Raw genomic sequence first — 15,717 nt, 5'->3', positions numbered from 1 at the left:
GCCGCGGGGTTGACGCGGCGCCGGTGGAGCCTGCGCGGTCAGCGCCGCAGGGCCCGCAGCGCCTTCCCGATCAGCTCCGCGCGCCGCTCCGTGTCCGTGACCTGCTCCAGCCCGAAGCCGAGCAGGACGGTGTCCCTCGTGGTCACCGCCGCCGCGCCGGCGCCGACGTCGTACGTCCCCGCCGCCGCGCTGGTGAACCGCGGGAAGAGGTCGGGGGCGAGGACGGAGGAGGTGACCGTGTACGCGCCGGCCTGGTCCAGCGGGTTGCCGGGCGCCGCGCCGAGCGGTCCCGACGTGCCGAGGAGCGCGCCGGCCCCGGTGAAGCCGGTGGCGCCCGCCGTGGAGGAACGCCCGTACGCGCCGAGGTAGTACTGGCTGAAGTCGTTCGTCTGGGTGCGTCCGACCTGCGCGTTGCCGCCGGCCCGCTCGCCCGCCTCGATCAGCTTGCCCCCCTCGTTGAGGAAGTCGCGCACGGAGATCTGCGTATCGCCGTCCGAGGTGACGTCGCCGGTGTGGTGGACGGCGGTGGAGAAGTGGCTGAGGACGCCCAGGGGGTGCGGTGCGCCCTGCGTGGCGACGTCCCAGACGACGGCGGTACGGCCGTTGGCCCGCAGCGCGTCGACGTAGGCCCGCGCGTACTGCGTGGGCGCGCCCTCGTCGGCGATCACCAGGGTGCCGGCCCTGGGGCGCTCGGCGACGGTGTAGGTGAAGCGGTCGCTGGTGGTGCGCTTGCCGCTCTTCGTACGGCCGGTGAACCAGACCTCGACGCGGTCGCCCGGATCGGCGTCCTCGACCTCGGCGCGGTACTCGTCGAAGTGGAGGTTGTCCTCGCCGCCGTAGGTCTCGCCGCCCTTCCAGGCGCGCAGGTCCTCGTCGTGCGTCCGGCCTCCGTTGATCCGGTAGTTCAGCTCCTTGTCACGCACCGACTTGCGGGCGGTGACGGCGACCTTCTGGTCCGCGCCGCGCGCGTAGGAGGTGGTGAAGGTGTCGGGGGTGAAGTCGGGGGCGCTCAGACCGACCGTGGAGGACGGCTGGTCGGGGTGGGCGGCAGTCTCGGCGACGGAGAGCGCGAAGGGGATGTTCTTGGCGAACTCCGCCTGGATCAGCTTCTCGTCGTCGGGGAAGTTGAAGCCGGAGCGGCAGTCGTCCGCCTCCCAGGCATCGTCGGGGATGCTGTCGGACACGGTCTCGCAGGTGGTCATCTCCGGGGTGAACATCATGATCCCGTTGACGTTCGCGCCGTGGCCGTCGGCCTCGCCGTTGGTGGTGTACAGCTCGGAGGAGACCTGCGGGTAGTAGCCGGGGACCGCGGAGTTCTCGGGGGTGCCGGCGAGCGAGCGGTAGAGGATGTCGTCGGGGGTCGGGGTGGCGACCTGCCAGCCGACGCCGTAGAGGAGCAGTTCCGCCGCGGAGTGGTAGTTGATGCCGTAGTCGAACCCGATGCGCTTCTGGAGGCGGTCGATCGCCTGGGTCTCGGGCTCGGAGCCGGGTGACGCGCCCCGGTAGGTCTCGCCGGTGGACTGCGGGGACGAACCCTCGTTGTCGTAGCCCCACTTGTAGGTGAAGTTACGGTTCAGGTCGATGCCGTCGCCGCGGCTGATGACGCCGTCGCCGTTGACGTCGCGCAGGTTCTTGCGCCAGAGGCGGTTGGCGTCGGCGGCGTGGGTCCAGTCGTAGCCGTCGGGGTTTGCGGAGAGGACGAACCACAGCTCGGTGGAGTCGACGATCTTCGTGATCCTCGGGTCCTTGCCGTAGCCGTCCAGATAGTGGTGCATCAGCCGCCGCGTCATCTCGGGGGTGATCCACTCCCGCGCGTGCTGGTTGGACATGTAGAGCACGGAGGGCTTGGCGCCGTCCTTGCTCCTGCCCGCTCCCTTGGTGAGCTTGAGGGCGAGGATGTCCTTGCCCTGGATGGTCTTGCCGATGGAGACGACCTTGGTGATGCCCGGGTTGGCCGCGCCGGCCTCGGTTATCTCCTCCTGGAGACCGCCGGGACCGCTGTACGGCCGGTACACGCCGTCCCCGGCCGCCTTCAGCCGGGATTCCGTTTTCGCGGAGATCTTCCGCTCGGTGACGTCGACGCCCTGGGCCTCCAGATCGCGCGCCTGGTCGTCGGTGAGGAACAGCTCGACCTTCGCCGTACCGCCCTTCGGCACCGACTCGCCCAGTTCGTGGGCGTCCTGGCCGGCCGCGAGGAGCAGTGGCACCTGCTCGGCGGTGACCTGTGCGTCGAAGACCTTCAGGGTGTCCCCGGCCGCGGCCGGGGATTTCTCGGTGGCCGTGTCGGCCTGGGCGCCGGGTGCTGCCGTGATTCCGCTCAGCAACAGTGCGCCCGCCGCGAGGATCGCTCTCGCTCCGCGTCTCATGTGCCCCCCTTGCTGTGGTCCGCCACAGGCGTGACGGGACGCCGACAGGCTCGCCAACCCGCATGGTCATGTCAAGGGCGCATCAAGGCCATGCAAAATGCCGCTGTCGGTCCCCGTGGGGTACCGGCAGCGGCACGTTGGCGTCGCGGTCCCGGCTGGCGCACTCCGGCCGGCGCACTCCGGCCGACGCGACGCGTTCTCCCGTTGGTCGCGCTCTCCCGACGCGCGCGTTCTCTCTGTCGGCGCGTTCTCAGCCGACGAGGCCGTCCGCCATCTCCTCCGACAGCGTCGACTCCGTCCCCGGAATGCCCAGGTCCTGCGCCTTCTTGTCCGCCATCGCCAGCAGCCTGCGGATCCGTCCCGCCACCGCGTCCTTGGTGAGCGCCGGATCGGCGAGCGCGCCCAGCTCCTCCAGCGACGCCTGCTTGTGCTCCATGCGCAGCCGGCCGGCGGCGGCGAGGTGCTCGGGCACCTCCTCGCCGAGGATCTCCAGCGCCCGCTGCACCCGGGCCCCGGCCGCCACGGCCGCGCGGGCCGAACGGCGCAGATTCGCGTCGTCGAAGTTGGCGAGCCGGTTGGCCGTCGCGCGGACCTCGCGGCGCATCCGCCGCTCCTCCCACGCCAGCACCGACTCGTGCGCGCCGAGCCGCGTCAGCAGCGCCCCGATCGCGTCCCCGTCCCGTACGACGACCCGGTCCACGCCACGTACCTCACGCGCCTTGGACGGGATCTGCAGCCTGCGGGCCGCGCCGACGAGCGCGAGGGCCGCCTCCGGTCCCGGGCAGGTCACCTCCAGCGAGGAGGAGCGTCCCGGCTCGGTGAGCGAACCGTGCGCGAGGAACGCGCCCCGCCAGGCCGCCTCGGCGTCACAGGTCGCGCCGGAGACCACCTGGGGAGGCAGTCCGCGGATCGGCCGGCCACGGCCGTCCACCAGACCCGTCTGACGGGCCAGCTGGTCACCGCCGGTAATCACCCGTACGACGTAGCGGCTGCCGCGGCGGAGTCCCCCGGGGGCCATCACCACCAGTTCGGAGTTGTGCCCGAAGATCTCCAGGATGTCCTTGCGCAGCCGGCGTGCGGCGATGCTGGTGTCCAGCTCCGCCTCGATCACAATGCGTCCGCTCACCAGATGGAGACCACCCGCGAACCGGAGAATCGCCGAGACTTCGGCCTTCCTGCAGCACGTACGGGTGACGGGAAGCCGGGCGATCTCGTCCTTCACCGCTGCCGTCATCGCCATGGGCCGATCCTTCCATGCATCCGAAAAATACGGTCGTACGCGGCGGCCAACAGTTCCGGGTCGTGCTTCGGAAGTCCATCGGGTCGGGCCACGGGAGCCAGCTCGACCGCGGCACCGAACCGCATCGCGGCGTCGGAGAGTGATTCGCTGTCGGGCACGGCGGCCTCGTCGGCCAGCACCACGTCCAGGGCGAGTTTAGGGGCGTGTCGTCCCAAAACCTCCAAATGACGCTGCGGTGAGAAGCCATCGGTTTCACCGGGTTGCGGCGCGAGGTTCAGCGAGAGCACCCGGCGGGCCTTCGTCTCCACGAGCGCGTCGAGCAGCTCGGGCACGAGCAGATGGGGGATCACCGAGGAGAACCAGGACCCGGGGCCGAGCACCACCCAGTCGGCGTCGAGGACCGCGGCGACGGCCTCGGGGACGGCCGGCGGGTCGTTCGGCACCAGGTGCACGGACTGCACCTCGCCGCGGGTCAGGGCGACCGTGGCCTGTCCCCGTACGGTGTCGATCTCGTCCGGGCGGTCCGGGTCATGGCCCCGTACGAGCGCCTGGAGCTCCAGCGGCACCGCGGACATCGGAAGCACCCTGCCGTGGGCACCGAGGAGTTTGCCGACCAGGTCCAGGGCCAGGACATGGTCACCGAGCTGTTCCCACAGGGCGACGATCAGCAGATTGCCGACCGCGTGTTCGTGCAGGTCACCCTTGGACTGGAAGCGGTGCTGGATGACGCGGGCCCACGTCTGGCCCCAGTCGTCGTCGCCGCACAGCGCCGCCAGCGCCTTGCGCAGGTCACCGGGCGGCAGCACGCCGAGCTCCTCGCGGAGCCGGCCGCTGGAACCGCCGTCGTCGGCGACCGTGACGACCGCCGTGAGATCGCCGGTGATCCGGCGCAGCGCCGTCAGGGAGGCGGACAGCCCCATGCCGCCGCCGAGCGCGACGACCTTGGGCTGGGCGCCGCGGCCCCGGCCGGCCAGCGCGGGCGTGTCCCTGCGCAGCCGCCGCAGCCGGAAGTTGCGTCCGGTCACTCGCGCCCCAGGTCCCGGTGGACGACCACGGTCTCGATTCCCTCTGCGGCCAGCCGGGCGCCCAGCTTCTCCGACATGGCGACGGAGCGGTGCTTGCCGCCCGTGCAGCCGACGGCGACGGTCACATAGCGCTTGCCCTCACGGCGGTAGCCGCCGGCGATCAGCTCCAGCAGTTCTGTGTAGCGGTCCAGGAACTCCTTGGCGCCCGGCTGGTTGAAGACGTAGCCGGACACCTCCTCGTTGAGGCCGGTGAAGGGGCGCAGCTCGGGGACCCAGTGCGGGTTCGGCAGGAAGCGGCAGTCGACCACGAGGTCGGCGTCGACCGGCAGGCCGTACTTGTATCCGAACGACATGACGGTGGCCCGCAGCTCCGGCTCCTCGTCGCCGGCGAACTGGGCGTCCATCTTGGCGCGCAGCTCGTGGACGTTGAGGCTGGAGGTGTCGATCACCAGGTCGGCGTCGCCGCGCAGCTCGCGCAGCAGGTCGCGCTCGGCCTCGATGCCGTCCACGATCCGGCCGTCGCCCTGGAGGGGGTGCGGACGGCGTACGGACTCGAAGCGGCGCACCAGGGCCTCGTCGGAGGACTCCAGGAACACGATCCGCCGGGTGACCTGCTTGGCGTCGAGGTCGGCGAGCGATTCGCGGAGGTTGTCGAAGAAGCGGCGTCCCCGGACGTCGACGACCACGGCGATGCGGGCGACGTTGCCCTGCGAGCGGGCGCCCAGCTCGACCATGGTGGGGATCAGCGCGGGTGGCAGGTTGTCCACGACGAACCAGCCGAGGTCCTCAAGACACTTGGCGGCCGTGCTGCGGCCCGCGCCCGACATGCCGGAGATGATCACCAGCTCGGGGATGGCGGGCTCGGGGACGGGCTCCCCGGGGCCGTGGGTCCCTTCGACGGGCTCCCCCGCGTTCTTCCCGGTGGTCTCCCCGCCCGCTTCCCGTGCCGCCCCCTCCGCGCTCTCCTCGGTCTCACCCGTACTCACGTCTGCCACTCCGTCCCGGTCTTGCTCAGTCATGCGTGCTGCCCCCGTCGTCTTCCATGATCTCTCCTGTCGCCGTGTTCACAGCGGGCGCGGCCGGTGCCGCCTGGGCGAGGGCCACGGCCACGGACTCGGCCGTCTTGCGGCCGAGCCCCGGCACCTCACAGATCTGCTCGATTGTGGCCTGCCGGAGCTTCTTCACCGAGCCGAAATGCTTGATGAGTGCCTGCTTCCGGGTCTCGCCGAGGCCGGGAACGTCGTCCAGGGGGCTGCTGCGGATGCGTTTGGCCCGCTTGGCCCGCTGATAGGTGATGGCGAAGCGGTGCGCCTCGTCGCGTACGCGCTGGAGAAGGTACAGCCCTTCGCTGGAGCGGGGCAGCACCACGGGGTCGTCGTCATCGGGCACCCAGACCTCTTCGAGACGCTTGGCGAGGCCGCAGACGGCGACGTCGTCGATGCCCAGCTCGTCCATGGCCCGCTTGGCGGCCGCCACCTGGGGCTGTCCGCCGTCGACGACGACGAGCTGCGGCGGGTACGCGAAGCGCTTGGGCCTGCCGTCGTCCTCCTTGAGGGACGACGGCAGCAAGTCGCCGTTGTTCCCGTCCTCACCCGGGGCGGTCGGGTGCTGGGGAGGCTGTTCCTGGGCGTTCGGGTCCCGGACGGCCTGGTCCTGGGCGTCGGCGCCCTCCTCCTCCGTCCACTCACCCGTCCGCTCCTTCTCGGCGAGGTAGCGCTTGAAGCGCCGGCCGATCACCTCGTGCATGGAACGGACGTCGTCCTGGCCCTCGAAGCCCTTGATCTGGAAGCGGCGGTACTCACTCTTACGGGCGAGGCCGTCCTCGAAGACGACCATCGAGGCGACGACGTCGTCACCCTGGAGGTGCGAGATGTCGAAGCACTCGATGCGCAGCGGCACACTGTCCAGCCCGAGCGCCTGCGCGATCTCCTCCAGGGCCCGTGAGCGCGTCGTCAGATCGCTGGCCCGCTTCGTCTTGTGCAGGACGAGCGACTGCTGGGCGTTGCGTCCCACCGTCGCCATCAGGTCCTTCTTGTCACCGCGCTGCGGGATCCGCAGCGAGACATGTGAGCCCCGGCGGTCGCTCAGCCACTGGGAGAGCGCGTCGGTCTCCCGCTGGTCCCCCGGCAGCGCCGGGACAAGGACCTCCTTGGGAACCGAGTCGCCGGCCTCCTCCCCGTACAACTGCTGGAGCGCGTGCTCGACCAGGCCCGCCGTGTCGACCTCCTCGACCTTGTCCGTCACCCAGCCGCGCTGGCCGCGGACACGCCCGCCACGGACGTGGAAGATCTGTACGGCCGCTTCCAGTTCGTCCTCGGCGACGGCGATCAGGTCGGCGTCGGTGGCGTCGGCGAGGACGACGGCGTTCTTCTCCATCGCCCGGCGCAGCGCCCCTATGTCGTCGCGCAGCCGGCCCGCCTTCTCGTACTCCATGTCCTCGGCGGCGACCGCCATCCGCTGCTCCAGCCGGCGGATGTACGCGCCGGTGCGGCCGGCCATGAAGTCGCAGAACTCCTCCGCCAGTTGGCGGTGCTCCTCGGGGGTGACACGGCCGACGCAGGGCGCCGAGCACTTGCCGATGTAGCCGAGGAGACAGGGCCGTCCGGTGCGCTCGGCGTTCTTGAACACCCCGGCGGAGCAGGTGCGTACGGGAAAGACCCGGAGCATCAGGTCGACGGTCTCGCGGATGGCCCACGCGTGGCCGTACGGACCGAAGTAGCGCACGCCCTTCTTCTTGGAGCCGCGCATGACCTGCACGCGCGGGAATTCCTCGTTCAGCGTGACCGCGAGATACGGATAGCTCTTGTCGTCGCGGTACTTGACGTTGAACCGGGGGTCGTACTCCTTGATCCACGAGTACTCCAGCTGGAGCGCCTCGACCTCGGTGGAGACGACCGTCCACTCGACGGAGGATGCCGTGGTGACCATCGTGCGGGTGCGCGGGTGAAGATTCGCCAGGTCCTGGAAGTAGCTGGAGAGCCGGGGGCGCAGGCTCTTGGCCTTCCCGACGTAGATCACCCGTCGGTGATCGTCACGGAACCTGTAGACCCCCGGGGAGTCGGGGATCTGTCCCGGCTTGGGGCGGTAGCTGGAGGGGTCGGCCATGTCTTCCACCCTACTTGCGGGCACCGACAGTGTGGCCGCGCCGGGTGGGACGGAGGGGGTGTCGCGCGGCTTGCGAGGGAGCGCTCAGGCGTCCGGGCCCGCGACGAGTCTGCCGTCCTTCGCGCTGATCGGCACCTCGGGGAGCGGCACCGTCGCCGGACCCTTCGTCGCCTTGCCCGTCGTGACGTCGAACCGGCTTCCGTGGCAGGGGCAGTTGCCCTCGGTGCCCTCCAGTTTCTCCAGCACGCAGCCGGCGTGGGTGCACTGCGCGCTGAAGGCCCTGTACTGGCCCTCGGCGGGACAGCTCACCACCAGACGCTCCTCCCGGTAGAGCTTCGCACCGCCGACCGGTACCGCGTCCGCGGCGCCGAGGTCGACCGGGGCGGTCGGGGTCGGCTCCTCCGCGTGACCGAGCTTCGACTCGGTGGAGCAGGCGGCCACGCCGGCACCGGCCGCACCGGCCAGTGCGACCCCCTTCAGGACGGTACGACGGGGGGTGGGCCGGGCGGGCATGGTGTCTCCACTGGTCGGGAAGGCTGGCGCTGATCCCGACCCTACCCGTGGCGATTCGGGCGCCCGCCGGGGGCATCGTGCGCGGCCGGCCGCGCACACGCTGTCGCGCGTGAGAACGATGGGTTACGTTCGGCGGCGTGATCGTCGTCGCCGGAGAGGCACTGATCGACCTGGTCCCGCGGTCGGCCGCCGATGTCCGGGCGGGCGAGTCCGGCGGCGGTGGGGCGGTCGGTGGCGCGGGCGGCGGGGCGGGTGGGCCGCTGCCGTCGTTGCCTCCTCTGCTGCCCCGGCCGGGCGGCGGCCCGTACAACACCGCCGTCGCCCTCGGCCGGCTCGGCACGCCGACCGCCTTCTGCTCACGCGTCTCCACCGACGGCTTCGGCGCTGCCCTGCTGGACGGTCTGCGGTCCGCGCGCGTCGACACCTCCCTCGTACAGCGGGGCCCCGAACCGACGACGCTCGCCGTCGCCTCCGTAGGAGGCGACGGTTCGGCCGGCTACGGCTTCTACGCGCGGGGCACCGCCGACCGGCTCTTCGAGCTGCCGCCCCAACTGCCGCCGTCGGTAAGGGCGCTCGCCCTGGGCACCTGCTCGCTCGTGCTCGAACCGGGCGCGAGCGCGTACGAGGCCCTGTTGCGCCGTGAGGCGGACCGCGGGGTCTTCACCCTGCTCGACCCGAACATCCGGGCGGGGCTGATCCCGGACGCCGGTGCCTACCGGGCGCGCTTCGCGGGGTGGCTGCCGTCCCTGTCGCTGCTGAAGCTCTCCGAGGAGGACGCGCGCTGGCTGGGAGGCGTGCCGAGCGGCCCCGCTGCCGTGGTGCTCACGCGGGGCTCCGACGGGCTGAGCGTACGGACGCGGGCCGGGGTGGAGGTCTCCGTGCCGGCCGCCGCGGTGGACGTCGTGGACACGATCGGTGCCGGCGACACCGTGAACGCCGCGCTGCTGCACCGGCTGGGCGCCTTCGACGCCCTGTCGGAGGGGGCGCTCGACGCGCTCGACGCGGGGCGGTGGCGCGACATCCTCGGCTTCGCCGCGCGGGCTGCCGCCGTCACCTGCTCCCGCACCGGCGCTGAACCTCCTTATGAGGCCGAGGTGGCGTAGGGGGAGACGGAGTGGACCGGGGCTTCGGCTGCGGCTGCGGCCTCGGTACCGACGAAGGCGCCGGGGACGGGGACCCGAGCGGGGCCGGACCGGCGACGGGGTCGGGGTCGGGGTCGAGGTGGGCGGGAGCCGCCCGGGAGAGCGCAGGCGGCGGCAGGAAGCCCGTGCGGGTGAAGTACTCCACGTACGTACGGAAGAGCTCTTCGTCGATGTCGCCGCAGACGATCCCGGTGCCCGCCAGCGCCCGCCGGGTGTCCCGCGCGTCGAAGAGCGCGCTCCCCTCCGATCCCCCTCCGCGCGTCTCGGCCGCCATGGCGGCGAGCAGCGGGAAGGCCGCGTTGCCGGGATCCGCCTCGGTGGCGGCCAGCCAGTCGGCGGGCGGTACGTCCTCGACGGCGTGGCCGAGCGCGCGCAGGCGCGTGACGGCGGTGTCCATACGCAGCGGGCGCTCCCCCGCGAGATGGAACGTCCGCCCCGCCGACCGGGGTTGACGGGAGAGCGCCACCACGGCGGCGCTGACGTAGTCCACCGGCACGAGATCGAAGGCGGTGTCGACCCCCGACGGGGCGACACCCGCCTGCACGCAGCCCTTCAGCAGCAGCCACATGAAGTCGCCCGTCTGGCAGACCCCGGTGGTCGACTCGCCGGCGATCCGGGTGGGCCGGTAGACGGAGATGGGCAGCCCCCGGTCGCGCGCGGCCTCCACGAGCTGTTCGGCCGCCCATTTGCTCTGGGTGTAGCCGTGTTCGAGCGCGGCCGGCGGTCCGGTCGGGTCCTCGGGGCGGATGGACCGGACGGGGCGCCCGGGGCCCTCATCGCCGCCGGCCGCGCCGCCCCCGTACACACCGACGGTGGAGATGTGGTGGACGGGCACGGTGCGGTGCAGGGCGGCGAGCCGCAGGATCTCCTGCGTGCCGTGCACGTTGGCGGCTCTCAACTGCTCGTAGGAGAAGACCAGGTTGACGGCGGCCCCGGCGTGATAGACGACATCGACGGTGCGGGCGAGCCGGTCGAAGTCGGCCGCCGGGAGGCCCAGCCCGGGCAGGGCCAGGTCGCCCGGGATCACCGAGACGCGGTGCTCGCTGGACGGGTCGTTGAGGCCGTACGCGTCGACGGCCGAGCACAGTCGTTTCTCGGCGCTCGGCTGATCGCTGCCGCGCACCAGACAGTGGACGGTGGCATCGGTCTGTCGCAGCAGCTCCCTCAGCAGGAAGGCGCCGAGGAAGCCGGTGGCCCCGGTGAGGAGGATGTGTTCCGGGTCCGGCACGACGGTGCGGACATCGGCCGCGGCAACGATGTCGGGGGCGAGCCGGATGTCGCCGCCGAGGCCGGCAGGGACCTCGCCTCCTACGGAGGAGACACCTACGGTCGGGGGCCGCTCGTCCCGCGCCCTCTCCTCGGCGTCGTCCACCAGTGCGGCGAGGCCCGCGACGGTCGGTGAGGTGAAGACCGAACGGAGCGGCACCTGTACGGCCAGTTCCTCCCGGAGGGCGAGGACGAGCCGGGTCGCCAGCAGGGAGTCGCCGCCGAGAGTGAAGAAGTCGTCGTGCACGCCGACGGGGCCGAGGCCGAGCAGGGCCGACCACAGGTGCGCGATCCGCTCCTGGGTGGCGGTACGGGGCGCGTCGTCGGCCTCCGCGGTGTCGCTCCCGCCGTGACCGGTCCCCTCGGCCAGTGCGGCGCGGTCCACCTTGCCGCTGCGGGTGAGGGGGAAGCGGTCGACCGGTATGCAGCGCGCCGGGACGAGCGGCTCGGGCAGCCGGGCGCGCAGTGCCCGCCGTATCTCCTCCGGACCGGCCACCACCGGGTCAGTGGTGATGAAGTAAGCGAGGAGGCGCTTCCCGGCCCCCGGGCCGAGGTCCTGGGCCACGACAGCGGCGTCGGCCACGCCGGGCTGGGCGCGTACGGCTGCCTCCACCTCGCCGGTCTCCACCCGGTGGCCCCGGATCTTGACCTGGCCGTCGCCCCGGCCCACGTACTGGATCCGTCCGTCGGGCAGCAGCCGGGCCAGGTCGCCCGTGCGGTAGAACCGAGTGCCGCCGCTCGCGCCCGTGCCGGGGATGTCGCCGGAGACGAACCTCTCGGCGGTCAGCTCCGGGCGCCCCACGTAGCCGCGCGCGACCACCGGTCCCCCGACGCAGATCTCCCCCACGGCGCCCGCCGGCACCGGCCGCAGGCGCTCGTCCAGGAGCGCGACCGCCGCGCCGTCGACAGGCCGCCCGATGCCCGGCAGATCCGGCCAGGCGGCCGGGTCGGGGCCCAGCCGCTCCGCCGTCACGACGTGCGTCTCGGAGGGGCCGTACTGGTTCTCCAGAGTGGCCTGGGTGAGCGAGCCGAAGAACTGCCGCAGGGCGGGCGTGACATGGAGCTGCTCACCCGCCGTGAGGACCTCCTTGAGAGAGTCGCAGCGGCGGCCGGTCGCGCACGCGTACTCCGCCAGTTGCTGCAACGCGACGAACGGCAGGAACAGCCGCTCGATCCGCTCCGCCGCGATCAGGTCGAGCAGTTGGTGCGGATCTCTCCGGACCTCCTCGTCCACGAGGACGAGCGCGCCGCCCGCCGCCCAGGTCGCGAAGATCTCCTGGAACGCGACGTCGAAGCCGAGGGGCGCGAACTGAAGCGTCCGCGCCCCCGCACCGGTTTCCGGCCCGGAGGCCGACCTGCGGCGCTGCCACTCGATCAGATTGGCGAGCGGGCCGTGTTCCATGGCGACGCCCTTGGGCAGGCCCGTCGAACCCGAGGTGTAGATGACGTACACCAGGTCGTCCGGGGCCACCGGCACGACGGGGGCGACCCGGTCGCCCTGTACCGGGCCCTCGGGCAGCTCGTCGATGAGGACCGCCCGCACACCGGCGGGCAGTTCGGCCGGCCGGTGTGCGCGCTGGGTGAGCAGGACTCCGATCCCGCTGTCGCGCACCGTGAAGGCGATCCGCTCCGCCGGATGGTCCGGGTCGACCGGCACACAGCTGCCGCCCGCCTTCAGCACCCCGAGGACGGCGACCGGCAGGTCCGCCGTCCGGCCCAGGCAGATGCCGACGGGGCGGCGTACGGCGCCCTGAGCGACGAGCAGCGCGGCAACCCGGTCGGCTGCGGCGTCCAGCTCCGCGTACGAGAGCATCCGCCCGTGCGCGACGACGGCCGGGGCGTCAGGTGTCCGCCGGGCCGAGCGCGCGAACGCCTCGTGCACGAGTGGCACTTCGGGGGGCGGCGGCGCGCCGTGGGCCCACTCGGTGAGCACCCGCCGCTGCTCGTCGGCGGGCATGACCGCCAGGTCCTGGAGCGCGGTCTCCGGGCGGGCGACGGCGTCGGCGACGAACGTACGGAACCGGACCGCCAGCCGCTCGGCCGTCGCCCGGTCGAAGAGGTCGGCGGAGTACTCCCACAGCGCGCGATACCCGTCCCCGTCGGGCATCAGATGCAGGAACACGTCGTATTTGGCCGTCCCGCCGTGCACCTGGATGCGCTCGGCCGCGACGCCGGGCAGGGAGAGCGCCGACGGGGGCGCGTCGTCGACCGCGAACACCACCTGGAAGAGCGGGAAGCGGCTCAGCGTGCGTTCGACACCCAGCTCGCGCACCAGATGGCTGTACGGCACGTCCTTGTGCCGGACGGCCGATCTGACCTGATGCTTCATCTCCTGGACCAGATCCGTGAACGAACGGTCGTGGCGCGGCCGTCCGCGCAGTGGCAGCACATCGGTGAGGCAGGCGATGAGGTCCTCGGTCTCAGGCTCGTCGCGGCGCGACACCGGCGTACCGATGACCAGGTCCTCCTGGCCGGTGTGGCGGCCGATCAGCGCGGTCAGCGCGGCGGCCAGCACCACGAAACGCGTCGTCCGCAGCCGAACGGCGATGCGGCGTATCCCCGCTCCCGTGGCGGCGTCGATCGCGAGCTCGACCTGGCCGCCGTGATGACTGAGGGCGGGCGGGCGGGGACGGTCGGCGGGGAAGGACGACTCGTCGGGCGCGCCCGCCAGTTCGGACCGCCAGTGCTCGACGAGCCGCGCGCGGTCATCGCCGCCGGTGCTGCGCTGGTGCTCGGCGTACGGCCCGGACTGGACGGGCAGCGCGGGCAGCCGGGGCGCCCGGTGCCCGACCTCGGCGCGGTACAGCTCGCCGAACTCCTGGTCGAGGAGGCTGAAGCACCAGCCGTCGATCACGGCGTGGTGGATCGCGACGGCGAGCACCGACTCCTGCTCGGCGCCCGGGCCTTGCCCGGAGTCGTCCGGGCCGTGCCCGATCACCAGCAGCGTGGCCTTCAGCAGCGGCGGCTCCGCGAGGTCCAACTGCCGGGTGACGGCGTCCCTGAGGGCCGTTTCACGCTCGTCCGCGGTGATCCGCCGTACCTCGACCGGGACCCGCGTCGGCGGGACGACGATCTGCCGTGGAGCGCCGTCCACCAGCACCAGCCGACTGCGCAGCGCCTCGTGCCGGGCCACGATGCCGGTCAGCGCGGCTTCGACGGCAACGATGTCGAGGGCTCCGCGCAGCCGGTGGACCCACGACTCCAGATAGCGCGAAGTGCCTTGCTGGTACTGGTCGTTGAGCCAGATCGACTCCTGCTCGAACGACATCGGGTAGGTACGCGGTTCCATCGCTTCTCGCTTCGTGGTGCGAACGACTGGGACGGACCTCTGGGGGGTGGCGGACGAGGCCGGTGCGGCGATATTCAGACACCGATCATGCGTCTATCAGCCCGGCGGGTCCAACAGTGCGGCGATGTCGATCTTTCCGTTGGGTGTCCGGGGGAACGAACCGATGCGCCGGACCTCGTCCGGGACCTGGGCGCGCGGCAGTACGGCGGCGAGCGCTTTCCGTACCGCGTCCGGCTCCGCGTCCCCGCCGACGACCGCTGTACCGGTGTCACTTCTCCCGCTCGTCCCGCCGAGGGGCTCCTCGGTGTAGAACATCGCCAGACGCTCGTACGCACCGCTCCGACCAGCCACGGGAACCACGGCACACTCCCGTATCCCCGGCAGCCGCAGGGCCGCGGCCTCCGTCTCGGCGGGCTCGACGCGGTGCCCGGAGATCTTGATCTGCCGGTCGGCGCGGCCGTGGAAGTGCAGCACCCCGTCGCCGTCCAGCCTGCCGAGATCGCCGGTGCGGTAGATCCTTCTGGGGCCGGTGCCGGGGTCGAACGTGGTGAAACTCTCCCTCGTGGCCCGCTCGTTGCCGAGGTAACCGTCGGCCAGTCCGTCCCCCGAGACGCAGATCTCACCGAGCGCGCCCGGCGGCACCTCACGGTCGCCGTCGAGGACATGAACCGCGGTGCCGGGGACGGGCGTGCCGAGCGGGATGCCGTACTCGGCCTCGCAGTCGGCCGGTCGGATCCGGTGGGTGGTGACGAAGACACAGCATTCGACCGGGCCGTAACCGTTGAGCAGCGTGATTCCCGGGTGTCGGGCCAGGAACGCACGGATGTGCGGGGCGGAGAGGCGCTCGCCGCCGGTGAACACCTGGCGCAGTCCGGTGAAGCAGTCGGGGTCCTCGTCCACGAAGAGGTTGAAGAGCGCAGCGGTGAGCCAGACGGTGTCCAGACCGGTGGTTCGGACGAGATCGGCCAGGTCGTCGGGGAGGAAGTAGTCGCCGTCGACGAGCACGATCGTGCCGCCGGTGGTCAGCATGCTCCACAGTTCGAGGGTGAGCGCGTCCCAGGAGACGGGGGCGGCCTGGGGCATCACGTGGCCGGGGCCGAAGTCGGCGAAGCTGTTCGGGCCGAACAGCCGGGTGGTCGCGCGGTGCGGGGAGAGCACGCCCTTGGGGGTGCCGGTGGTGCCCGAGGTGAAGAACACCGTGGCGGGAGCGGCCCCGTCGTCCACCACGTCCGAGGTGCCCGACGCGTCGGACCAGTGCGTGAGGCGTGCGTCGGGGGCCCGTTCGGCCGCTTGGGTCAGCTCTTCGGCGGGTGGCTGCCATACGGCGTGGCCGCCGGCGTCCAGGAGGGACAACTCGCCGCCGCCCGGGGACGGGGCCACGACGACGGGCGGCGAAAGCATGCCGAGAACGGTGCGCAGCCGGTCGGCGGGGAGTTTCGGATCCAGCGCCGCGTAGGCGGCACCGCGTTTGAGTACGGCGAGGAGCACGGCCACCAACTGGGGTGAGCGTGGCAGCAGTACGGGCACCAGTCGCCCGGGGCCCACCCCGAGGCGGCCGAGTTCCACGGCGTACGCCTGCGCCGCGAGGTCGAGCGTCCGGTAGCTGACGCGCCGGCCCGCGAAGACGAGTGCCGTCGCGTCCGGCCGGAGCCCGGCCTGCCGCGCGACGGCCTCATGGATGAGCCGCGCACCGACCGGCCGCGTGGCATTGAGCCGCCCATCGGATGTGGGAGACGTGGGAGGCGTGCGGGACATGCGGGACATGAGAAGT

8 protein-coding genes and 1 pseudogene are annotated in these 15,717 nt (G+C 72.1%); 1 reads left to right on the top strand and 8 read right to left on the bottom strand.

Going from position 1 to position 15,717, the window contains the following annotated elements; genetic code table 11:
* Positions 1-170 precede the first annotated feature (170 nt).
* The 6 genes and pseudogenes from IEY79_RS18545 to IEY79_RS18520 form a co-directional block, all read right to left on the bottom strand.
* A pseudogene (locus tag IEY79_RS18545) lies at positions 171-2,366 on the bottom strand (M14 family metallopeptidase); the annotation flags it as partial.
* A gap of 250 nt (positions 2,367-2,616) precedes the next feature.
* On the bottom strand, positions 2,617-3,606 hold the full coding sequence (whiA, locus tag IEY79_RS18540) for a DNA-binding protein WhiA (protein ID WP_023542507.1): 990 nt from the start codon (positions 3,604-3,606) through the stop codon (positions 2,617-2,619).
* Entirely contained in the window at positions 3,597-4,631 is a 1,035-nt protein-coding gene (locus IEY79_RS18535) for a gluconeogenesis factor YvcK family protein (RefSeq protein ID WP_189108628.1), read from the bottom strand. Before IEY79_RS18535 ends, whiA begins: the two co-directional genes overlap by 10 nt.
* Positions 4,628-5,650: an RNase adapter RapZ gene (gene rapZ, locus IEY79_RS18530; RefSeq protein WP_373292574.1), complete on the bottom strand. Its 1,023-nt coding sequence runs from the start codon at positions 5,648-5,650 to the stop codon at positions 4,628-4,630. The genes IEY79_RS18535 and rapZ overlap by 4 nt, the downstream gene beginning before the upstream one ends.
* On the bottom strand, positions 5,643-7,736 hold the full coding sequence (gene uvrC / locus IEY79_RS18525) for an excinuclease ABC subunit UvrC (RefSeq protein ID WP_189108627.1): 2,094 nt from the start codon (positions 7,734-7,736) through the stop codon (positions 5,643-5,645). Before uvrC ends, rapZ begins: the two co-directional genes overlap by 8 nt.
* 84 nt (positions 7,737-7,820) lie before the next feature.
* On the bottom strand, positions 7,821-8,249 hold the full coding sequence (locus tag IEY79_RS18520; RefSeq protein ID WP_189108626.1) for a Rieske (2Fe-2S) protein: 429 nt from the start codon (positions 8,247-8,249) through the stop codon (positions 7,821-7,823).
* Positions 8,250-8,386: 137 nt separating this feature from the next.
* Here IEY79_RS18520 and IEY79_RS18515 point away from each other — a divergent pair, with 137 nt between their 5' ends.
* Complete coding sequence (locus IEY79_RS18515) at positions 8,387-9,352, top strand: carbohydrate kinase family protein (protein ID WP_189108625.1); 966 nt, start codon at positions 8,387-8,389, stop codon at positions 9,350-9,352.
* Here IEY79_RS18515 and IEY79_RS18510 read toward each other — a convergent pair.
* Positions 9,300-13,946, bottom strand: coding sequence for a non-ribosomal peptide synthetase (locus tag IEY79_RS18510; protein WP_189108624.1), 4,647 nt, complete (start codon positions 13,944-13,946; stop codon positions 9,300-9,302). The two genes, IEY79_RS18515 and IEY79_RS18510, sit on opposite strands and share 53 nt — an antisense overlap.
* A gap of 96 nt (positions 13,947-14,042) precedes the next feature.
* Entirely contained in the window at positions 14,043-15,701 is a 1,659-nt protein-coding gene (locus tag IEY79_RS18505; RefSeq protein WP_189108623.1) for an amino acid adenylation domain-containing protein, read from the bottom strand.
* Positions 15,702-15,717: the final 16 nt, after the last annotated feature.

This window comes from Streptomyces camponoticapitis, from assembly GCF_014646115.1.
In the GTDB taxonomy this organism is placed as follows: domain Bacteria; phylum Actinomycetota; class Actinomycetes; order Streptomycetales; family Streptomycetaceae; genus Streptomyces; species Streptomyces camponoticapitis.
The sequence above is the reverse complement of the archived record's forward strand: the minus strand, read 5'-3'. Positions and strand labels throughout refer to the sequence as shown.